General features: G+C 73.9%; 14 protein-coding genes. 8 read left to right on the forward strand and 6 right to left on the reverse strand.

Going from position 1 to position 20,923, the window contains the following annotated elements; translation table 11 throughout:
* The first annotated feature begins 370 nt into the window (after nucleotides 1-370).
* Nucleotides 371-589 (forward strand): hypothetical protein, encoded by a 219-nt coding sequence (locus tag ACWCXX_RS36890; protein ID WP_451135048.1) that lies wholly within the window; start codon nucleotides 371-373, stop codon nucleotides 587-589.
* 732 nt (nucleotides 590-1,321) lie between these two features.
* On the opposite strand, the gene ACWCXX_RS36895 is transcribed toward ACWCXX_RS36890, so the two are convergent.
* Nucleotides 1,322-2,104 carry a peptidoglycan DD-metalloendopeptidase family protein gene (locus ACWCXX_RS36895; RefSeq protein WP_451135050.1) on the reverse strand — a complete coding sequence of 261 codons (783 nt, stop codon included), beginning with the start codon at nucleotides 2,102-2,104 and terminating at the stop codon, nucleotides 1,322-1,324.
* Nucleotides 2,105-2,463: 359 nt separating this feature from the next.
* Between ACWCXX_RS36895 and ACWCXX_RS36900 the strand changes: the two genes are divergently transcribed.
* On the forward strand, nucleotides 2,464-3,297 hold the full coding sequence (locus ACWCXX_RS36900) for an MHYT domain-containing protein (RefSeq protein ID WP_451135052.1): 834 nt from the start codon (nucleotides 2,464-2,466) through the stop codon (nucleotides 3,295-3,297).
* A 146-nt stretch (nucleotides 3,298-3,443) separates the two neighbouring features.
* Here the strand turns inward: ACWCXX_RS36900 and ACWCXX_RS36905 are convergent, their stop codons facing one another.
* The gene (locus ACWCXX_RS36905; RefSeq protein ID WP_451135054.1) at nucleotides 3,444-3,869 is read right to left on the reverse strand and encodes an ATP-binding protein; all 426 of its coding nucleotides are present in this window, start codon (nucleotides 3,867-3,869) and stop codon (nucleotides 3,444-3,446) included.
* A 373-nt stretch (nucleotides 3,870-4,242) separates the two neighbouring features.
* Nucleotides 4,243-4,509, reverse strand: a complete 267-nt coding sequence (locus ACWCXX_RS36910) for a GlsB/YeaQ/YmgE family stress response membrane protein (RefSeq protein WP_451135074.1) — start codon at nucleotides 4,507-4,509, stop codon at nucleotides 4,243-4,245.
* A gap of 248 nt (nucleotides 4,510-4,757) precedes the next feature.
* Here ACWCXX_RS36910 and ACWCXX_RS36915 point away from each other — a divergent pair, with 248 nt between their 5' ends.
* Both ACWCXX_RS36915 and mgtA read left to right on the forward strand, forming a co-directional pair.
* On the forward strand, nucleotides 4,758-5,120 hold the full coding sequence (locus ACWCXX_RS36915; RefSeq protein ID WP_451135056.1) for an ArsR/SmtB family transcription factor: 363 nt from the start codon (nucleotides 4,758-4,760) through the stop codon (nucleotides 5,118-5,120).
* Complete coding sequence (gene mgtA, locus ACWCXX_RS36920) at nucleotides 5,113-7,761, forward strand: magnesium-translocating P-type ATPase (RefSeq protein WP_451135058.1); 2,649 nt, start codon at nucleotides 5,113-5,115, stop codon at nucleotides 7,759-7,761. The genes ACWCXX_RS36915 and mgtA overlap by 8 nt, the downstream gene beginning before the upstream one ends.
* 26 nt (nucleotides 7,762-7,787) lie before the next feature.
* On the opposite strand, the gene ACWCXX_RS36925 is transcribed toward mgtA, so the two are convergent.
* On the reverse strand, nucleotides 7,788-8,372 hold the full coding sequence (locus ACWCXX_RS36925) for a TerD family protein (RefSeq protein WP_451135060.1): 585 nt from the start codon (nucleotides 8,370-8,372) through the stop codon (nucleotides 7,788-7,790).
* Between the two features lie 139 nt (nucleotides 8,373-8,511).
* Nucleotides 8,512-9,303, reverse strand: a complete 792-nt coding sequence (locus ACWCXX_RS36930; RefSeq protein ID WP_451135062.1) for an ABC transporter ATP-binding protein — start codon at nucleotides 9,301-9,303, stop codon at nucleotides 8,512-8,514.
* 152 nt (nucleotides 9,304-9,455) lie between these two features.
* Here ACWCXX_RS36930 and ACWCXX_RS36935 point away from each other — a divergent pair, with 152 nt between their 5' ends.
* Entirely contained in the window at nucleotides 9,456-10,457 is a 1,002-nt protein-coding gene (locus ACWCXX_RS36935; RefSeq protein ID WP_451135064.1) for an ABC transporter substrate-binding protein, read from the forward strand.
* 65 nt (nucleotides 10,458-10,522) lie between these two features.
* On the opposite strand, the gene ACWCXX_RS36940 is transcribed toward ACWCXX_RS36935, so the two are convergent.
* Nucleotides 10,523-11,695: a M20 family metallopeptidase gene (locus ACWCXX_RS36940; RefSeq protein ID WP_451135066.1), complete on the reverse strand. Its 1,173-nt coding sequence runs from the start codon at nucleotides 11,693-11,695 to the stop codon at nucleotides 10,523-10,525.
* A 149-nt stretch (nucleotides 11,696-11,844) separates the two neighbouring features.
* On the opposite strand from ACWCXX_RS36940, the gene ACWCXX_RS36945 reads away from it, so the two are divergent.
* From ACWCXX_RS36945 to ACWCXX_RS36955, 3 genes are read left to right on the forward strand one after another with little or no spacing between them, the layout of a single operon-like run.
* Nucleotides 11,845-19,068: an amino acid adenylation domain-containing protein gene (locus ACWCXX_RS36945; protein WP_451135068.1), complete on the forward strand. Its 7,224-nt coding sequence runs from the start codon at nucleotides 11,845-11,847 to the stop codon at nucleotides 19,066-19,068.
* A gap of 7 nt (nucleotides 19,069-19,075) precedes the next feature.
* The gene (locus ACWCXX_RS36950; RefSeq protein ID WP_451135070.1) at nucleotides 19,076-19,288 is read left to right on the forward strand and encodes an MbtH family protein; all 213 of its coding nucleotides are present in this window, start codon (nucleotides 19,076-19,078) and stop codon (nucleotides 19,286-19,288) included.
* A complete protein-coding gene (locus ACWCXX_RS36955; protein ID WP_451135072.1) occupies nucleotides 19,285-20,796 on the forward strand; it encodes a DHA2 family efflux MFS transporter permease subunit in 1,512 nt (503 codons plus the stop codon). Before ACWCXX_RS36950 ends, ACWCXX_RS36955 begins: the two co-directional genes overlap by 4 nt.
* Nucleotides 20,797-20,923: the final 127 nt, after the last annotated feature.

Genomic DNA, 20,923 nt, shown 5'->3' on the forward strand with positions numbered 1-20,923 from the left:
AAGACGCTCGGCTGGAGTACACCAGCCGAGCGTCTACGTGATCTACTCACCACCTGAGCCAGGAAGTGTTGCAACGATCGCTAGAACTCAAGCCTGGTGGGGGCCACACCGTGATGTCCGGGACCGCCTACGACCCCCCCGCGCGCCCTGCCGATCGTGGACGTGGAGCAGGCCGAGCACGACGACGCCGAGCCCCGGCCCTCCGCCGCGCACCGCCCCCGGCGCTCCCCGACGCCCCTCCCCGTCCGCGAGCGGCGGTGACGACGGCACGACGCGGACGAAGCCGCCGGTCGGCGGACCGGAGAGCTCCGCCCCGAACTCCGCCCCGCCCAACGGCGACCGGCCGACAGGCGGAACCGGAAACGGAAACGTGAAGGGCTGCACCGTCGACGGCGGCCGGGTCGTCTTCGACATCGGGCAGGACCGCGCGGAACTGGTCTCGGCCGTCCCCGAATCGGGCTGGCGGATGCAGACGTGGAAGCACCCGCAGTGGATCCGGGTGTCCTTCACCAAGGACTCCCGCGAGATCTCGGTCTTCTGCAGCTGGTATCAGCATGCTCCGCTCGTCGAGATCGAGGAAGGCAGCTGAGCGCCGCCCAAGGGTGTGCGCCGGTGGATCCGGGCCGGAATTCCCGTGCCGTGAAACTTTCCGAACCACCGTCACATCACTTTGCCGCCCGGGGCGCCACGCGTTCCGCGGAAATTCTCAGCCGCCCTTGAAGCGGAACTGAAGAAAAAATTAAGGATCTTTTTCGGGTGCCATGAGCGGTCTTTCCGCCCCGGCCGGGCCGCTATGTTCGGGCCGTGGAGCACCGGCGCCGTACCGAAACAGAAGAGCCTCCCTTTCGTCCGACGGGAAAGGGGGCCCTCGTACGGCCTCGACACGTGTTTGGTCCCACACCCTCGTCCCCCGGTGCGGTGCCGGGCGCACGGCATGCCGCCCGCCGCCGGGCGGACCTCCCCTATCTGCCCGGACCGTCCGACGCCTCCTTCAACCCGCTCGCCCCGCAGGCGCCGCGCAGTCTGGTCCCCGGTCTCGTCAGGCGCGAGGTCTACGTGTGCGGACCGTCGGCCATGACCGGGGCGGCAGTCACCGCGCTCGTCCGGGTCGGGGTCCCGAGGAAGCGGATCCACACCGAGCACTTCGCCTTCGACGAATCCCGCGCGACGTCGCACCGGCGGACCGTGCCCGGGGACGTGCCCCGCCGCCCCGCCCGACCTCCGTCCGCGCCCGTTCCGCGCGGGACACCGGCCAGGACGAAACGCCCGCACCGCCGACGTGCCCGCTCCCGCCCGGGAAATCCCGGGCGGGCGGCGGCCGTCAGCGGTTCTGGCTCACCGGAGCGGTACCGGTGGGGTAACGGGTGCCGGTCTCCACGGAGTTGGGGATCTCGCGGCTGAGCTGGCTGTCGCAGTACACGACGTTCCAGTGCAGGTGCGCGCCGGTCACGTTGCCCGTGGCGCCGGAGGTGCCGATCCGCTGGCCCTGGACCACCCGGTCGCCGGTGTTGATGATCGTCGAGCTCAGGTGGGCGTACTGGGTGCACCGGTTGTTGCCGTGGTCGACCAGCGCCATGATGCCGCCGGGACCGTTCCAGCCCTCGAAGCGGATGGTGCCGCTCGCCGAGGCGACGACCGGGGTGCCGGTGGGCATGCCGAAGTCGACCGCGTGCCGGTTGTAGGCGTCGTTGTGCGAGTAGCCCTCGCCCGGGGTCTGGGTCACGGTGTACGCGCTTCCGGCCGGGTAGGGCAGCTTGAACGGGGCGGCGCTGGAACAGGGGGGCACCACCGGGTTGTTCGAGCCGGTCTCCAGGAAGCCGTCGGAGACCCAGCCGCCGCTCGGGAGCTTGTTCCAGATGTCGGTGGCACCGCCGATGCCCTGCACGGTGTCGCCCCGGCCGTAGCAACTGATCGTCACCCTGCTGCCGTTGGCGAGGCTGCCGAGCACCTGGGCGCCCAGGCTGGGAGCGGACCGTATCTGGAGCGGCAGGCCATTGGGAACGCTCACCGTCACCACGGCGTCGGCATGTGCCGACGCCGCGGGGACCATGACCGCGAGGCCTGAGAAGAGAAGGGCCAGACCGGCCCGGACGCTGCGACGCATCGTCGCCTCCGTGTGTGAGGGGAGAAAGAGCGGAACCGGATTTTGTCATGGCCGCGGCGGTAATGGCACTCCATGCGGCGCAATTCCCGATCGGGCGGCGGCTGCGGGGACGGTGGGGGCCGGGGGTGCGTGCCGGGTGACTTTTCGTCAGATCTCGAATCGGAATCGCCCCGGATCGGAATGGGCGCTTTTTCCGTGCGCAATATCACAGAAGAGTGAATTCAAGATCGATCTCCGTGTTTTGTGATGATTCGGTTATGCGGGAGGGCGAGTTTTCGGGGATTGCGTCTGCTTATCGTCATCGGGCGGAACTCTGAAGGGGAGTTCGCGCACGGCTCGGGCAAGAGAGGAGCGGAGCGATGGCGTCCGCCACCGTCGATGGTTTCAGTCAAGGTCTCGTGACCCCGGTCGCCGGATTCCTCGTCGCCTGGCTGGGCGGAGCTCTCGGGCTGCGGTGCACGAACCGGTCGATGCACAGCAGGGGGGTCGCGAAGGCGGGATGGCTCGCGCTCGGGTCCACGTCGATCGGCGTCGGGATCTGGACGATGCACTTCATCGCGATGCTCGGCTTCACCGTCGCGGAGTCGTCCGTCACCTACGACGGCACGCTCACCGCGGCAAGCCTGGTGGTGGCGGTCGTCGTCGTGGGCATCGGCATCTTCGCCGTCGGCTGCCTGGGGGTGCGTCGGCCGGTACTGCTGACGGCCGGGCTGCTGATGGGGCTGGGCATCGCGGCCATGCACTACCTGGGCATGGCCGCGATGCACGTGGGGTCGGGGGTCACGTACTCCGTGCCCCTGGTGGTGCTGTCGGTGGTGATCGCGGTGGTCGCGGCGACGGCGGCGCTGTGGTCCGCGATGTCCTCGTACGGATTCCGGGCGAGCCTCCGGGCGAGCCTGATCTTCGGGGTCGCGGTCGCCGCGATGCACTACACGGGAATGGCGGCGCTGAACGTGGAACTCGGCGAGGGCCACGGGGCGCACGGCGGCGGGATGACGGGCACGGAACTGCTCGTACCGATGCTGCTGGGACCGGCCGTGTTCCTGGTGGTGGCCGCGGCGGTGGTGATGTTCGACCCCGTCCTGATGCTGGGGGAGGAGTGGGAGGACCGGGACGCGGTCCCGTCCACCGGGGGGCCCGCGGGGAGGGCCGGAAGGCGGCAGGCCGGAAGGCAGCGGGCGGGCAGGCGGTAGGGGGCGGCTCACGGCTTCTTCCGGCACCGCCGGAGGGAGCCGTGTCCGGCCGGGCCGGGGCCGTACCGCGCGTCGTGCGCGGGACGGCCCCTCCCCTGTTGACCCGGCCGGCACGGCGGGGGCCCGGCCCGGGGCCGGGCCCCGGTTCATTCGATCGCGCCGAGCAGCGCGAACCTCACGACGACGCTCTTGCCGGGCCCGTCGGTGGCGGGCTCGGTCCGTACGTCGCCGGAGTAGTCGTGCGCGAGAGCGGACACCACCGCGAGACCCTGCCGGGGCGCGAGGTCCACCAGGGACACCGGGCGCGGATCCTGGTCCCCGACGGCGATCGTGAGCAGATACCCCTCCAGCGCGAGGGAGACCCGCACGTCCGGCGAGAGATCGGCGTGCTGCACGGCGTTGGAGACGAGTTCGGCCACCACCTGGAGGGCCGCGTCGAAGAGGGTGGAATCCGGCGCGATGCCGGCCCGGTGCAGCCACTGGCCGGAGCGGTCCTGGGCCGCCCGCACCGATCCGCGGATCAGCGGCAGGGCCCAGGAGAGGTGGTCCCGGTGCGCGGGCAGACGCAGCATCACACGCGTTCCGGTTCCGTGCCGCCGGCCGCGCCCGGGTGACGCGGCGCGCGTGACGCCCCACGGAGCGGCGGGGCCCCGGCCCGCGTCCCGGCCCGGCACGCGGGCCGGCCCCCCGTATCTGTCGCACGCATCCGTCCGCACCACCCGTCGTCGATTCGGCGAAGTCGCCAATTGCAGAACTCCGCAGAAGTAACGACGGTGGCCGAGCGGTCGGTCACGGCACCGGAGGGCATGATCGGATGTTCGAGACCGCGCCGCTCTCTTTGCGAATGTGCCTTCCTCACGAACGCCCCGCCCCACGATCGCGCCCCCCGCGAATGCGCCGGGCAGGGGCCGCCCGGGGCGGCGGCCCGGGGGAGTGCGGGAGCCGTCAGTCCCGCGAGTTGCCGAAGAGGAGGCGGTAGCCGACGAGCAGGACGAGGGAACCGCCGATCGCCGCTCCCCAGGTGGTCAGGTCGAAGAATTCCTTCTCCACCGGCCGGTTGAGGAAGTGTGCCGAGAGCCAGCCGCCGACGAAGGCGCCGGCGACGCCGATGAGGGTGGTGCCGATCAGCCCACCGGGATCGCGTCCGGGAAGCAGGATCTTGGCGATGACTCCGGCGACGAGGCCGAGGATGATCCAGCTGATGATGCCCACGTTCGTCATTCCCCTCATCGGGCCGCGCCGGGGCGGCAACGGCCCCGGCCGGCAAGTGCATTGCATGGTTGCGCAACTGTACGGACGATGGTGAGGACGCGGGGCGGGCGGGGGTGGTTGCCCCGGTCGCTTTGTGCGCCCTTGTGCGGTACAGGCGGAAAGGCGGGCGCGGCGGACGGCCGGGCGGCCGTCGTCGGGCACTGCCTAGACTGGGCCCGCAAGCGATCCGGGCAGAGGAAGGGACGACGGTGGCGACGGACGTCGACGGCTTCGAGGACCCGCCCGCCGAGGTGCTCGCGGAGGCCGCCGCGTCCTTCGGGCTGCTGGCGTCCCCGGCACGGCTGCACATCGTGTGGGCGCTGGCCCAGGGCGAGAGCGACGTGACCGGCCTCGCGGAGCGGGTGGGCGGTGCGCTGCCCGCCGTCAGCCAGCACCTGACGAAGCTGAAGCTCGCGGGGCTCGTCCGTTCCTGCCGCGACGGCCGGCGGATGGTGTATTTCGTGGACGACCCCGACGTGGTGGCCGTGGTGCGGATGATGGTCGGCCGGCTGGCCGCGCGTGCCGCCGCCTCCTCCGCACCGCCGCGCACGCTCCGCGGGACCGGTGCCTGAGACCTCCGCGACCGAGGAGCGGGGCCTGGTGGTGCCGTTCCCGTCGCGGACCGTCCCGGCGCCGGGCGGCGGCCCCGCGACCGGTGGCGCCCCGGGGCCGCCCACCTCGCTCCAGGTGCTGCGCGCGCTGGACAGCGGCCCCCACGGGCTGACGGACGAGGAGGCCGAGGAGCGCCTGGCCGAATTCGGCGAGAACACCCTGCCCGCCCGGCGGACCGTGTCGTGGCCCGGCCGCTTCCTGCACAGCCTCCGCGACCCGTTCACCGCGGTGCTGCTCTGCCTCGGGCTGGTGTCCGCGGCCGTCGCCGCCTGGGGCCCCGCCTGCGTGATCACCGTGCTCGTGGTGGTCAGCTGTGTGCTGCGGTCGGCCGGGGAACACCGGGCCGACCGGTCGATGGCGGGACTGCGGGAGCTGGTGGCGACCACCGCCACGGTGGTGCGCCGCACGGGGCGGGACGCGGCCCCGGTGCCGCGCGAGATCCCGGTCGACCAACTGGTCCCGGGGGACGTGGTCCGGCTGGGGCCCGGGGACCTCGTCCCCGCCGACGTACGGCTGTTGCGCGCGAACAGCCTGGGCGTGAACCAGGCGGCGCTGACCGGAGAGTCGGCGCCGGTCGCCAAGTACCCCCTCGACGTGCCGGGCGGGGCCGGGGACGGGGTGCCGGAGCACGGCCCGTTCGGCGAGCCGCAGTCGTGCTTCCAGGGCAGCAGCGTCATGTCGGGCAGCGGCACCGCGGTGGTCGTCGCGACCGGGGCGCGCACCCGGTTCGCCGCCGCGCACGACTTCGCGCACCCGCGCGGCCCGAGCGCCTTCGACCGTTCCGTGCAGGGGATCTCCTGGACCCTGATCCGGTTCATGCTGGTGACGCCGCCGCTGGTGCTGATGGCGAACGCCGCCCTGCGCGGCCGGGGCCTGGAGACGCTGCCCTTCGCGGTGGCGGTGGCGGTGGGGCTCACACCGGAGATGCTGCCGGTCGTCGTCACTACCTGCCTGGCCCGCGGCGCGTCGCTCCTCGCCCGCGCCCACGGCGTGATCGTCAGACGGCTGCCCGCGCTGCACGACCTGGGCGCGGTCGACGTGCTGTGCCTGGACAAGACGGGCACGCTCACCCGGGACCGCCCCGTGGTGGTCCGCGGGCTGGACGCCGAGGGGCGGGACGACCCCGAGGTCCTGCGCTGGGCCGCCGTGAACGCCTGGTGGACGCTGCAACTCACCGACCTGCCGGTCCCCGACGCCCTGGACGAGGCGATCCTCGACGCGGCCGACGTGGAGGACGCGCTGGGCCACGACGGGGTCGCGGCCGTGCCCTTCGACCCGGCCCGCCGCCTCTCCACCGCCGTGGTGCGCGTTCCCGGCCGCCTCGGAACGGACACGCTCGTCGTCAAGGGCGCCGTCGAGAGCGTGCTGGAGCGGTGCGCCCTCGACGACGCCCGGCGCCACCGGCTGCTCCGGCTCGCGGCGGGCCGGGCGGACGACGGGCTGCGGCTCCTGGCGGTCGCCACCGCCGAACGCCCCGCCCGGCACCGCCCGTACACCCCCGCCGACGAACGCGGTCTGACCTTCGTCGGTTTCGTCGCCCTGCGCGAGGAGCTCGTCCCCTCCGCCGCCGGTGCCCTGCGCGTCCTCGCCGATCGCGGGGTCACGGTCAAGGTGCTCACCGGCGACCACCCGGGCACCGCGGCCCGCGCCTGCCGGGACCTGGGGCTCGACCCCGGGGAGGTGTGCACGGCCGACCGCATCGACGGGCTCACCGACCCGGAACTGGCCCGGCTCGCCGACCGCACCACCGTCTTCGCCCGCTGCACCCCCGAACACAAGGCACGCATCGTCACCACACTGCGGACCGCGGGCCGCACCGCGGGGTTCCTCGGGGACGGCGTCAACGACCTGCCCGCGCTGCACGCGGCCGACGTCGGGATCTGCCCGCGCGACGCCGTCGACATGGCCCGCGAGGGCGCCGACGTGGTCCTCGCCGGCCGCGGCAAGGACCTGACCGCGATCGATCACGCGATCACGGCGGGCCGGCACAGCAGCGTCACCATCACGACGTACCTGCGCATCACGCTCTCCTCGAACCTCGGCAACGTCATCGCGATGCTCTTCGCCGGGCTCCTGCTGCCCTTCCTGCCGATGCTCCCGGCCCAGGCCCTCGTCCAGAACCTGTGCTTCGACGCCGCCCAGCTCACTTTCTCCTACGACCGGCCCGCCCCCGCCGCGCTCCGGGGCCCGACGGTGCTGCGGCCACGGGACCTGCTCCGCTTCATCACCGGTTTCGGGGCGCTCAACGCCGTCGCCGACCTGGCCACCTTCGCGGTGCTCGCGCTCGCCCTGTACGGGCCCGGCGGCGCGGACGAGGAGGCGGTGTTCCACTCGGGCTGGTTCACCGAGAACCTGCTCACCCAGGCCCTGGTGATGGTGCTCCTGCGGACCGGCCGCCGTACCGCCGGGGGCCGCGGCGGCGGCCCGGTCGGCCGGGCGGCGGCCGGACTCGCCGTCACCGGGCTGCTGCTTCCGCTCTCCCCGCTCGGCCCGCCCCTGGGCATGACCGCGCTGCCCGCCCTCTACTACCCGCTGCTCGTGGCGGTGCTGGGGCTGTACGCGGCGGCCCTCGCGATCACCGTCCGCCGCCACGGGACCTGAAGCGTGGTCCGGAAGTCCCGCCGGGGCTACTTGCTGATGGCGAAGCGCATCAGCGCGTGCTCGCTGCCCTGCTTGATCTTCCCCGTCGTGTTGATCACTTCGAGCTTCCAGACGTTGCCGACCCGCATGGCCTTGGCCACGGCGCAGCCGTTGTCGGCGGTGAGCAGGCTCGGCCAGATGTCGGCGACCTGCTGGGAGCTGCCGCCGGTGGCGTCGTACACCTTGAAGCTGATGTTGCGCGCCTTCTGGAAGGAACTGCCCTTCTTGTACGCGGCGGCGACGAACACGATCGACGTGATGTTCTCCGGCAGGCGCGCGAACTCGACCGTCACCGTCTCGTCGTCGCCGTCCCCGCGCCCGGTCTGGTTGTCGCCGCTGTGGACCAGCGAGCCGTTGCCCATCGGGTCGAGGGAGTCGAGGCCCGCCAGGCGCACCGGGTCGGCGCCCTGCATCGCGATGGCGATCAGGTCCAGGTCCGTCCCGGTCTTGCGGCGCAGCATGCCCATCACTCCGCCGCTGCTCCCGGCGGTGGGGTCCCAGGACACCCCTATGGACAGATGGGTCACTCCGTCCAGGTCCGCCGGGCCGTCTTCCTTCTTGAGCGTAATCATGCGTGAATCATCCCTTTGCTGGCGGTGGTGCGACACACAGAGTCTGCCCGGTGACCCCGGGGGCCCGCACGCCCGGCCCGCCCGCGGCCGGTCGCGCACGCCGCCGCGGACGCCGGCGGGGGCACGCGGTGCCGCCCGGTCAGGCGGGGGCGGTGACGGGGCCCGCCACCGGTACCACCACCGGCGATCCGTCCGACGAGGCCGTCAGGATCTCGGCGTCCACGCCGTACAACTCCCGTACCAGCGCGGCGTCGATGGTCTCGCGCGGGGTGCCGCGGGCCACGACCCGGCCGTCCCGCATGGCGATCAGCGTGTCGGCGTACCGGGCGGCGGCGGCGAGGTCGTGAACGACCATGACGACGGTGCGGCCGTCGGCGGCGATCCGCCGCACCAGGTCCAGGACTTCGACGGCGTGGCCGATGTCGAGCGCGCTGGTCGGCTCGTCGAGCAGCAGCACCGGGGTCTCCTGGGCCAGCGCCATGGCCAGCCAGCACCGCTGCCGCTGCCCGCCGGAGAGTTCCTCGACCCGGCGGTCGGCCAGTCCCGCGGTGCCGGTGGCCGTCAGGGCGTGCTCGACCGCCCGCTCGTCGTCGCGGGACCACTGGCGGAACAGGCCCTGGTGCGGGTGGCGTCCGTAACGCACCAGGCCCGCCACCGTGACCGCCTCCGGCGCCTGCGGGGCCTGGGGGAGCAGGGCGATGCGGTGCGCGGCCTCCCGCTGCCGCAGCTGCCACACGTCCTCGCCGTCGACCAGGACCCGGCCCGACTCCGGGGCGTGCAGCCGGGCCATCGAACGCAACAGCGTCGACTTTCCGCAGCCGTTCGGTCCGACGATCGCGACCACATGGCCCGAAGGCGCCGTCACGTCGACCCGGTCGACGACCGTACATCCGGAATATCCGGCAATGAGCTGCTCGGTGCGCAGTTCCATCTGGACCGCCCTTTCGAAATGACCCGGGCCCCTTGCTCAATGAGCCTGAGGTAAGGCTAACCTTAGTTTTCGCGTCGGGGGTGTTGAGGCGGCTGCAAGCCATCGGCCTGCCCTCCGCGCAGTCGTACGTTTCCGTGAACCGTGGAGTTCCCATGACCCTGCCCAGCCGTCCCTCCCCGATGCTGCCGCGTCGCGCGGCCCAGGCCGCCGCCGCGGTCGGAGCGGCCGTGCTCCTCGTGACCGGTTGCGGTTCGGACTCCGGCGGCAAGGACTCCAAGGGGCCCTCGGGCAAGGACTCCGCGGCATCGGCCACCCGTACCGTGAAGGACGCCACCGGCCGCGCCGTCGAGGTCCCGGCCCATCCCGAGCGGATCGTGACCCTCACTCAGGAGGAGCTCGACGGGGTCCTCGCGCTCGGTGTGAAGCCGGTCGGCATCACCAACGGCCAGGGCCTGAACAAGCCGCCGGCCTACCTCGCCGACAAGGTCGAGGGCATCGGCGTCGTCGGCAACCTGCTCCAGCCGGTCATGGACAAGGTCGTCGCGGCCAGGCCCGACCTGATCCTCGCCGGTGACATGCAGGACGAGCAGGTCCTCGAGCAGCTGCGCGAGATCACCCCCGCCACCCTCGTCACCATGGCGCCGACCGACGACTGGAAGCTGTCGCTCCGCGGCATCGGCAACGCCCTGAACAAGCTCGACGTGGCCAACAGGGTCATCTCCGAGCACGAGAGCGCCGCCAGGGCCGCGGGCGAGAAGTTGGGCGGGAACAAGGGCGCCGAGGTCTCCATCGTCCGCTGGAACCCGGACGGGCCCAGCTGGATGGAGAACAAGCAGTTCGCCAGCGGCATCGCGCTGGAGATGGGCCTGAAGCGCCCCAAGGCGCAGAACAGGGACGGCAACGCGCACACGCCGTCGCTGAGCCTGGAGAAGATCGACGAGATCGACGGCGACTGGCTGTTCCTGTCGACCCTCACCTCCGACGGCGAACAGGCGCTCAAGGAGGTGCAGTCCAAGGCCGCCTACAAGGAGCTGAACGCGGTCGAGGACGGTCACGTGGTGACGGTGGACGGCTCCGTCTGGTCGACCCGCGGCGGCCCGCTCGCCGCCGGCGAGGTCGTCGACGACATCACCGAGGCGCTGAACCGCTCCTGACGGAGCGTCGACCATGCGCGGGCCGGCCGTACTCGCCGTACGGCCACCCGCGCACGGTCGTGTTCTCACGCCGCCCGGCCGCCGTCCCGGCGGGCCCGTGCGAGGTCCGCGGCCGTCCAGGCCATCGCCGTCGCCCCGTCCAGCAGCGCCCGTTCGGCCGCCGGTGAGACGGCCGCCTCGACGAAGGCGGGCTCGTGCGGGCCGCAGGCCCCGCCGCTGATGTCGAGCACCGGGTGGATGGAGGGCACCGCATGCGAGACGTTGCCCATGTCCGTGCAGGCGAACGGGGTCCGCTCCACGGGCTCGGGACGGCCGAGCGCACGGGCGTTGGCCGTCCACAGCCGGATCAGCTCCGGATCGCCCCGGAAGTCCAGGTAGTCGGGCTCGGGGCGCTCCAGGGCCACCTCGCAGCCGGTCGCCAGCGCGCCCGCGCGGAAGCACGCCTCCACCCGGTCGCGCAGCTCCGTCAGGTCCTCGGCGGCCAGCACGCGCAGTTCGTACTCGGCGCGGGTCCGGTCCGGGATCGCGTTGGGGGAGCTGCCCGCCTCCGTGGTGATGCCGTGCACCCGCCACTGCGGCGGCAGTTGCTGGCGCAGCAGGCCGATGGCCACCTGCGCCACGGTCAGCGCGTCGGCGGCGTTGCGGCCCTCGTGCGGATTCAGGCTCGGGTGCGCGGAGCGGCCGGTGTACGTCACCGACAGGGTGCCCAGCGCGAAGGACCGGAAGTCGGCGACCTCGAACGGGCACGGGTGCACCATCATGGCGGCGTCGACGCCGTCGAACGCGCCCTCGCGGAGCATCAGCGCCTTGCCGGCGCCGCGTTCCTCCGCCGGGGTGCCCAGCACCCGTACGCGCAGGCCGAGTTCGTCCGCCATCGGGGCGAGACCCAGCGCGGCGCCGACCCCGGCGGCGGCGATGAGGTTGTGGCCGCAGGCGTGCCCGAGACCCGGCAGGGCGTCGTACTCGCAGACCACCGCGACCGTGAGCGGACCGCTGCCCGCGGTGGCCTCGAACGCGGTGTCCAGCCCGTACGCCGGGGCGGTCACCGCGAAGCCCCGGGCGCCCAGCAGTTCGGCGCACCAGGCGGCGGCCCGGTGCTCCTCGAACGCCGTCTCCGGGTGGCCGTGGACGCGGCGGCTGAGACCGAGCAGGGCTTCGCCCTCCCGCTCGATCCCCTCGCGTATGCGGGACTTGACGTCCTGTGGGGCGGGTGCGGCATCGCCGTACGGGTCGGTCATCGGCTCCTCCTCCGGTGGGTGCGGTCGCACTGTCCCGCGTCGTGAAGTTCACACGTGGGCGCGCCGTGCAAGTATTTAGCTTAGGCTTACCTAAGTTATCGGCGGCCCGCTGCGCGGCAAGGCTTTCACAACCGAGGAGTTCTCCCCAGATGAACGAGCATCCGGAGCCGTTCCCCCTGCTCACCGCGCAGAGCGGCATCCACTACGCCCAACAGCTCGCCCCCGGCGGCACCGACTTCCACACCGCGGACGTCGTGGAGATCCACGGAGCCCTCGACGAGGAACGCTTCGAACGCGCGCTGCGCCGCACCGTCGCCGAGGCCGACACCCTGCGACTGCGGATCACCGAGACGGACGGCACCCCCGCGCAGTACCCCGACCCGGCCCCCGCCTTCCGGCTGCACCGGATCGACCTGCGGGGCCACGAGGCACCCGAGGAGGAGGCCGGGCGCTGGACCGACGCCGACCTGTCCCGGCCCGCCGACCTCGACGCACCGGACGGCCTGATGACCCAGGCACTGCTGCGCGTCGGCGACACCTCGTACCGCTGGTACCAGCGCATCCACCACGTGGCCGTCGACGCCTACGCCCTGACGCTCATCGGCAACCGGGTCGCCGAACTGTACGCGGCCGGCGAACAGGAGGCCCCGGAGTGCCGGTTCGCGCCCCTGCGCGAACTCGTCGCGGAGGAACAGGCGTACCTGAGCGGCGAACAGTACGCCGCCGACCGGGAGTTCTGGGCCGGACGGATGGCCGGCGCCGTTCCCGTCGCCCTCGCCCCGCCCGCCGGACCCGGCCGGGACACCGCCCCGCACACCCGGCTGCACCGGTACGCCGCCCCGCTGTCCGCCGACACGGTCACCCGCGCCGCCGAGGCCGCCGGGGCCACCTGGGCCGAACTGGTCGTCGCCGCCACCGCCGTCCACCTGCACCGGCTCACCGGCGCCCGCGACGTCGTCCTCGGCCTGCCCGTCACCAACCGCCGCACTCCCGCCGCGCTGCGCACCCCGGCCATGACCGTGAACGTGCTCCCGCTGCGCGTCGCCGTCCGCCCCGAGGACACCGCGGCCCAACTGCTGCGCCGCATCGTGCTGGAGATCCGCCAGGTCCGCCGCCACCAGCGCTACCCGCAGGCCGACCTGCGCCGCGACCTGGGCCTGACCGCCCCCACCGCACCGCTGACCGGACCGATGGTCAACATCAAGCCCCACGACGGTGCCCCCCTCGACCTCGGCGGCCCCTGCGGCACCGTCCACAACCTCGCCGCCGGCCCGGTCGAGGACCTCGCCGTCGGTGCCCGGCCCGGCCCGGACGGCACCATCGCCCTGGTGCTGGAGGCCGCCGCCGACCGCTACACCGCCGCCGAGACCGGCCGGTACGGCGCCACGCTCCTGCGCTGCCTCGACAACCTGACCGCCCTGCTGCTCACCGACCCGCACCGCCCCGTCGCCACCCTCGACCTCCTCGCCGGGGACGAGATACGCCGGGTGACCGCGGGCCGCTCCGAGGAACCCTGCGGCACCACCGTCCCCGAGGCGTTCGCCGCACAGGCCGCCCGCACCCCCGACGAGACCGCCGTCCGCTGCGGCACGGACACCCTCACCTTCGCCGAACTGGACGCCGCCGCCGACCGGCTCTCCCACCACCTCGCCGCGCACGGCGTCGGCCCCGAGACCCCCGTCGCGCTCGCCCTGCCCCGCTCCACCGGCATGATCACCGCCCTGCTCGCGGTCCTCAAGGCGGGCGGCGTCTGCCAGCCCCTCGACCTCGGCCACCCGCCCGCCCGCACCCTCGCCGTGCTGGAGGACGCCCGCCCGGCCTGCGTCCTCGGCACCACCGAGGCACTCGCCCGGCTCCCCGAGCACGGCCTGCCCGTGATCGGCATCGACGCCCCCGAGACGGTCCGGGCCCTTCGCGACGCACCCGCCGACCACCCCGCCGCCACCCCCGCACCCCACGACGCGGCCTACATCATCCACACCTCCGGCTCCACCGGCCGACCCAAGGGCGTGGTCGTCACCCACGCCTCCCTCGCCAACCTGTACGCCGGACACGGCACCGACCACATCGCCCCCGCCGTCGCCCGCACCGGCCGCACCCGGCTCAAGGCCGCCCACAGCGCCTCCTTCGCCTTCGACGCCTCCTGGGACCCGGTGCTGTGGATGGTCCACGGCCACGAACTGCACCTGCTCGACGACGCCACCTACCGCGACCCGGCCGCCCTCACCGCCCACGTCGACACCCACCTCGTCGACTACCTGGACGTCACCCCCTCCTACGCCGAGGCCCTCCTCGCCGAGGGGCTGCTCGCCGACGGCCACCACCGGCCCGCCGTCCTCGTCGTCGGCGGCGAACCCGTCCCCGCACCGCTGTGGCACCGCCTCGCCACCACCGAGGGCGTCCACCCGCTCAACCTGTACGGCCCCACCGAGACCACCGTCGACGCCTGCCACTGGACCGGCCCCGACTCCGCCGGCAGCCCGGTGCGTGCGACCCGCCTCTACGTGCTCGACACCGCCCTGCGCCCCGCTCCCGACAACGTCCCCGGCGAGCTGTACGTCGCCGGAGCCTGCCTGGCACGCGGCTACCTCGGACGGCCCGACCTGACGGCCGAACGCTTTGTCGCCGACCCCTACGGCGCCCTGCACGGCGACACCGGCGGCCGGATGTACCGCACCGGGGACCTGGTGCGCCGCCGCCCCGACGGCACCGTCGAGTTCCTCGGCCGCACCGACGACCAGGTCAAGATCCGCGGCTTCCGCATCGAACCCGGCGAGATCCAGGCCGTCCTGGCCGCCCACCCCTCCGTCGCCGCGGCCGCCGTCGTCGCCCGCGAGGCGGCCGGCGGCAAGCGGCTGCTCGCCTACGCCGTCCCGCGCCCCGGCACCGACGCCGAACCGGCCGCCCTGCGCGACCACCTCGCCGCCGCACTGCCCGCACACATGGTCCCGGCCGCGGTCGTCCTGCTCGACGCTCTGCCGCGCACCGCCAACGACAAGCTCGACCACCGCGCGCTGCCCGACCCCGCACCGCTCGCCCCCACCGCCCCGGCCACCGGCACCCAACCCGGCACCCCGCACACCGACGTCGTCCGCGGACTCTTCGCCGACCTGCTCGGCCAGGCGGAACGGGCCGCGCCCGACGCCTCCTTCTTCGACCTGGGCGGCCACTCGCTGCTCGCGGCCCGGCTCGCCGCCCGGCTGCGGGAGACCTTCGACGTGCCCGTCTCCGTCGCCGACGTGTTCCGCGAGCCCACCCCGGCCGCCCTCGCCGCCCTGGTCCGCGCCCGCCACACCGGCACCCCCGCCGACGCCGTACCGCCGACCCCCGTGCCCCGCACCGGCGAACTGCCGCTGTCCCCCGCCCAGCAGCGGCTGTGGTTCCTGCACCGGCTGGAAGGGCCCGCCCCGACGTACAACATCCCGCTCGTCCTCACCGTCGAGGGACCGCTGGACGAGGACGCGCTCACCGCAGCCCTCGCCGACCTGACGGAACGCCACGAAACCCTGCGGACCGTCTACCCCGTACCCGGGGAAGGTCGAGGCAGCCTGCCCCGGCAGCACATCCTCGCCCCCCGGGACCCGGCGGCCCGGCCCCGCCTGCACCGCGCCGCCGACGGCGAGGACCTGACGGCCGCCGCCCGGCACGCCTTCGACCTGGCCCACGAGATCCCGCTGCGCGCCACCCTGTTCACCGAGACCGACGACCGGCACACCCTGATGCTGGTGCTGCACCACATCGCCGGCGACGGCGCCTCCACCACCCCGCTGGCCGACGACCTCGCCACCGCCTACCGGGCCCGACTCGCCGGACGGGCACCGGAGTTCGCCCCCCTGGCCGTGCAGTACGCCGACCACGCCGCATGGCAGCGGCGCCGGCTCGGCACCCCCGCCGAACCCACCCCGCTCGCCACCGCCCAGCTGGACCACTGGAAGCGGACCCTGGCCGGCCTGCCCGACCAGCTCGACCTGCCCACCGACCGGCCCCGCCCACCCGCCGCCTCCACCGCCGGCGACACCGTCCCGTTCGCCCTGGGCACCGCCGCGCACACGGCCCTCGCCGGGCTCGCCCGCACCACCGGCGCCAGCCTCTTCATGGCCGTCCAGGCGGGCCTGGCCGCCCTGCTCACCCGGCACGGCTGCGGCACCGACATCCCGCTCGGCACCCCCGTCGCCGGACGCGACGACGACGCCACCGCCGCCCTCGTCGGCTTCTTCACCAACACCGTCGTGCTCCGCACCGACACCTCCGGCGACCCCACCTTCCGGGAACTGCTGGAGCGGGTACGGACCGGCACCCTGGCCGCGTTCGAGCACGACGCGCTGCCCTTCGACCATCTCGTCGAGGCCCTCAACCCGGCCCGCTCCCTCGCCCGCCACCCCCTCTTCCAGACCATGCTGGCCTGGCAGTCGGTACCGGACGCCGCCTTCCCACTGGGTCCCGGCACCACCGCCCGGCTGTCCACCACCACCTCCGGCACCGCCAAGTTCGACCTCACCCTCAACGCCGGGGAACTGGCCGGCGGCGGCATCGGCGGCTTCCTGGAATTCCGCACCGACCTGTTCGACCGCTCCACCGCCCAGGCTCTCGCCGACCGCCTCGCCCGGCTGCTCACCGCCGCCGCCGAGGCCCCCGACACCCCCCTCGGCCTGCTGCCGCTGCTGAGCGAGGACGAACGCCGCCGCGCCCTGGTCGACGGCAACGCCCGGCCGCTGCCCACCGCACCCGCCGCCCCGGCCACCCTTGCCGACCGCTACGAGGAGGCCGCCCGCCGGCACCCCGACCGGATCGCCGTCAGCCACGAGGGCACCACCCTCACCTACGCCGAACTCTCCGCCCGCGCCCACCGCCTGGCCCGGCTGCTCGCCGCCCGCTCCATCGGACCCGGCTCCGTCGTCGCCCTCGCCCTGCCCCGCTCCGCCGAACTGGTCACCGGCCTGCTCGCGGTCTCCCTGGCCGGCGCCGCCTACCTGCCGCTCGACCCCGACTACCCGGCCGACCGGCTGGCGTACATGCTGGCCGACGCCCGCCCCGCGGCCGTCGTCACCGACACCGCCACCGCGCCCCGGCTGCCCGGCCACGACCTGCCGGTCGTCACCGTCGACGGCGACACCACCGCACACGCCACCGGCCCGCTCACCCAGGCGGACCGGGTCCGCCCGCTGACCCCCCACGACCCGGCGTACATCATCTACACCTCCGGCTCCACCGGCCGCCCCAAGGGCGTCGTGGTCACCCACCACAACGTCACCCGGCTGTTCACCGCCACCGACCACTGGTTCGGCTTCGGACCGGACGACGCGTGGACGCTGTTCCACTCCTACGCCTTCGACTTCTCCGTCTGGGAGCTGTGGGGCGCGCTGCTGTACGGCGGCAAGGTCGTCGTCGTACCGCACCTGACCAGCCGCGACCCGCACGCCTTCCGGCGGCTGCTCGCCGCGCAGCGGGTGACCGTACTCAACCAGACGCCCTCCGCCTTCTACCAGCTCGCCGCCGCCGACCGGGAACACCCCGGAGGCGAACTCGCCCTGCGCTACGTGGTGTTCGGCGGCGAAGCGCTGGAACTGGGCCGTCTCGACGACTGGTACGCCCGGCACGCCGACGACGCACCGGTCCTGGTGAACATGTACGGCATCACCGAGACCACCGTGCACGTCACCCACTTCCCCCTCGACCGGGCCACCGCTGCCGCCGCCACCTCGTCCACCATCGGCGTCAACATCCCCGACCTGCGCGTCTACGTGCTCGACGAACGGCTCCAGCCGGTACCGCCCGGCGTCACGGGGGAGATGTACGTCGCCGGGCAGGGCGTGGCGGCGGGCTACCTCGGCCGGCCCGACCTCACCGCGACCCGTTTCGTCGCCGACCCCCACGCCCACCTGTTCGGCGAGAGCGGCACCCGCATGTACCGCTCCGGAGACCTCGCCCGCCGACGCGCCGACGGCACCCTGGAGTACTTCGGCCGCGCCGACCATCAGGTCAAGATCCGCGGCTTCCGCATCGAACTCGGCGAGATCGAGGCCGTCCTGGCCGCCCGCCCGGAGGTCGCCGACGTGGCCGTGGTCGTCCGCGAGGACACCCCCGGCGACCAACGGCTCGTCGCCTACGTCGTACCCGCCCCCGGCACCGGTGCCGGTGAGGGGGACGACCCGGACCCGGCGGCGCGGCTGCGCGAGCACACGGCCCGTGAACTGCCCGTGCACATGGTCCCGTCCGCCGTGATCGAGCTGGCGCGGCTGCCGCTGACCGACAACGGCAAACTGGACCGCAAGGCGCTGCCCGCGCCCGGCCGCCCCACCGGCGACGCCCGCGGACGCGCCCCGCGCAGCCCGCGCGAGGAGCAGCTGTGCGCACTGTTCGCCGAGGTGCTCGGCGCGGACCGGGTCGGCGTCGACGACAACTTCTTCGACCTGGGCGGCCATTCGCTGCTCGCCGTCCGGCTCGCCGCCCGCGTCACGGCGGCCCTCGGCACCGAGGTATCCATCGGCACGGTCTTCCGGTCGCCCACCGCGGCCGCCCTGGCCGCAGCCCTGGAAGCCGCCTCGGCCGGCACGCACCACGACGATCCGCTGGACGTCCTGCTGCCGCTCAGGCCCGCCCGCGACGGCGACCGCGCCCCCCTGTACTGCGTCCACCCGGCCGGCGGGCTGAGCTGGTGCTACGCCGGACTCATCCGCCACCTGCCCGCCGACGTGCCGATCTACGGCCTCCAGGCGCAGGGCGTCGGCCCCGCCACCGCCGACGAGCCGCTGCCCGCCTCCCTGGAGGAACTGGCCGCGCACTACGTGGGACGGATGCGGGAGGTGCAGCCCGCGGGACCGTACCGCCTGCTCGGCTGGTCCACCGGCGGCATCGTCGCGCACGCCATGGCCACCCGGCTCCAGGACCTGGGCGAGGAGGTCGAACTGCTCGCGATCCTCGACGCCTACCCGGCCGATGGCTTCCGCGACCTGCCCGTGCCCGACCACGCCGAGGCCATGGAGTCGCTGCTGGCGATGGGCGGTCACGGCCCCGACACCCTGGAGGACAAGCCGCTGACCACCGACCGTGTGATCGAGGTGCTCCAGCGCGAGGGCAGCCCGCTGGCCGCGCTGACCACCGGCACGCTGGAGTCGCTGGCCGAGATCTACCTCAACACCAACCACCTCGTCCGGGGCTTCGACCACCGGCGCCTCGACGCCGACGTGCTGTTCTTCCGCGCGACCGTCGACACCATCGACGACGCCCTCACCCCGGACACCTGGACGCCGTACGTGAGCGGACGCATCGACAACACGGACGTCGCCTGCTCGCACAAGGACATGACCCTGCCCGAACCGATCGCGCACATCGCCCGCGTGGTCGCCGACCGCCTGACCGACCTGGAGAAGTGACACCCCGATGGCCGTGAACAGCGACGCACCCGTCAACCCCTTCGACGCCGACGGCGGGGCCGACGCCTTCCTCGTCCTCGTCAACGAACAGCGCCAGTACTCGCTGTGGCCCGAGTTCGCCGACGTGCCGGCCTGCTGGACGGCGGTCCACGGGCCGTGCCCGCGCCAGGAGGCACTGGACCGGATCACCGCGCACGACACCGGGCTGCTGTCCCGGTGACCGCACCCGAATCCCGTACCCGGCGGGGCGGGTGGCTGCCGGTGCCGCGCATCCGCCCCCGGCTCGCCGTGGTCCTGGTCTACGTGGCCGCGATGTGCATGAACGGCCTGGACTCGACCATCGTCAACCCGGCCCTCTACACCATCGCCGAGGACTTCGGCCGGCCCGTCTTCGCGGCCAACACCGTCGAGACGGCGTTCCTGGTCGCCCTGGCGCTCGCCCTGCCGGTGGCGGGCTGGCTCGGCGACCGGTACGGCACCAAACGGGTCTTCCTCGGCTCGCTGGCCGTCTTCACCACGGCCTCCGCGCTGTGCGGACTGGCCTGGAACCTGCCGGTGCTGGTCGCGGCGCGCGCACTCCAGGGGCTGGCGGGCGGACTGCTGACCCCGGTCGGCATGACGCTGCTGTTCCGGGCGTTCGCCCCGCCGGAGCGGGCCAAGCTGTCGAAGGTGCTGATCGTGCCGACGGCCCTGATGCCCGCCCTCGGCCCGCCGCTGGGCGGTCTGCTCACCGAACACCTCTCCTGGCACTGGCTGTTCTTCGTCAACGTGCCGGTGGGCGTGGCCGCGGTGCTGCTCGGCGCGATCGGGCTGCGCGAGCACGTCGAGGGCACCGAGGGCCCGTTCGACCGGGCGGGCTTCTGGCTCGCCACGCCCGCCCTCGGTCTGCTCACCTACGCGCTCGGCTTCGGCCCGGCACACGGCTGGTCCGACCCTCCGGTCGTGCTGGGCGCGGTCCTGGGCGCGGTGCTGCTGGTGGCGTCCGTCCTCCAGCAACGCCGGGCCCCGGCCCCCCTGTTGGGGCTGCGGCTGTTCGGCGACCGGTACTACGGGACGGCCGCCGTGCTGGCCGCCCTGACCGCGGCCGGGCTGATGGGTGTGCTGTTCGTCGTCCCGCTGCTGTTCCAGGCGGCCCTGGGCGGCTCCGCGCTGGACGCGGGACTGATCGTCTTCCCCGAGGCGATCGGCCTGATGCTGGCCTCGCAGACGGTGGACCGGCTGCTGCCCCGGCTCGGCCCCCGCCGCCTGGTGGTGACCGCACTGCTGCTGGCCGCCGTGGTGTTCGGCGCGCTCGCGGTGCCGGGCACGGCGGAGAACAGCTGGGCCGTGCGGGCGCTGATGTTCCTGATCGGGCTGGTGCTCGGCACGGCCGTCCTCACCGTGCAGATCGCCGGGTTCGAGACCGTCGCGCCGCCCGACATGGGCCAGGCGATGGGCCTCTTCCAGATCGTCCGCACCCTGGGCGGCGCCCTCGGCATCGCGCTGTGCGCGGCCCTGGTCGGCGGCGGTGCGCACGGCGCGGGGGGCACGACGGACGCAGGACCGTTCCGCACGGCGGTGTGGGCCACGGCCGCCCTGGTGGCCCTGTCGGCCCTGTTCGCCCTGCGGCTGCCCCGCACGGCACCGCAACTCCCGCCGCCGGACGAGGAGATGCCGGGCGGGGACGTGCCGGGGGAGGGCTCGGCGGAGCCCGTCGCGGACGGGCCGGGGGACCGTCGGCCGGTCTAGGGCGTGTTTCGGAAGTGGCGTCGGGGGGGGGGGGGGGGGGCCCCCCCGGGGGGCGCGGGGGGCGCGCCGCACCCCCCCCCCCCCCCCCCCCCCCCCCCCCCCCCCCCCCCCCCCGCCCCGGAGCTGA

It is taken from the genome of Streptomyces sp. NPDC001732 (assembly GCF_053596315.1).

Coding starts and splice junctions, on each gene's coding strand:
- ACWCXX_RS36940 (WP_451135066.1), bottom strand. CDS start 11,695: ATGACCGACCCGTACGGCGATGCCGCACCCGCCCCACAGGACGTCAAG.
- ACWCXX_RS36900 (WP_451135052.1), top strand. CDS start 2,464: ATGGCGTCCGCCACCGTCGATGGTTTCAGTCAAGGTCTCGTGACCCCG.
- ACWCXX_RS36925 (WP_451135060.1), bottom strand. CDS start 8,372: ATGATTACGCTCAAGAAGGAAGACGGCCCGGCGGACCTGGACGGAGTG.
- ACWCXX_RS36930 (WP_451135062.1), bottom strand. CDS start 9,303: ATGGAACTGCGCACCGAGCAGCTCATTGCCGGATATTCCGGATGTACG.
- ACWCXX_RS36950 (WP_451135070.1), top strand. CDS start 19,076: ATGGCCGTGAACAGCGACGCACCCGTCAACCCCTTCGACGCCGACGGC.
- ACWCXX_RS36905 (WP_451135054.1), bottom strand. CDS start 3,869: ATGCTGCGTCTGCCCGCGCACCGGGACCACCTCTCCTGGGCCCTGCCG.
- ACWCXX_RS36935 (WP_451135064.1), top strand. CDS start 9,456: ATGACCCTGCCCAGCCGTCCCTCCCCGATGCTGCCGCGTCGCGCGGCC.
- ACWCXX_RS36895 (WP_451135050.1), bottom strand. CDS start 2,104: ATGCGTCGCAGCGTCCGGGCCGGTCTGGCCCTTCTCTTCTCAGGCCTC.
- ACWCXX_RS36945 (WP_451135068.1), top strand. CDS start 11,845: ATGAACGAGCATCCGGAGCCGTTCCCCCTGCTCACCGCGCAGAGCGGC.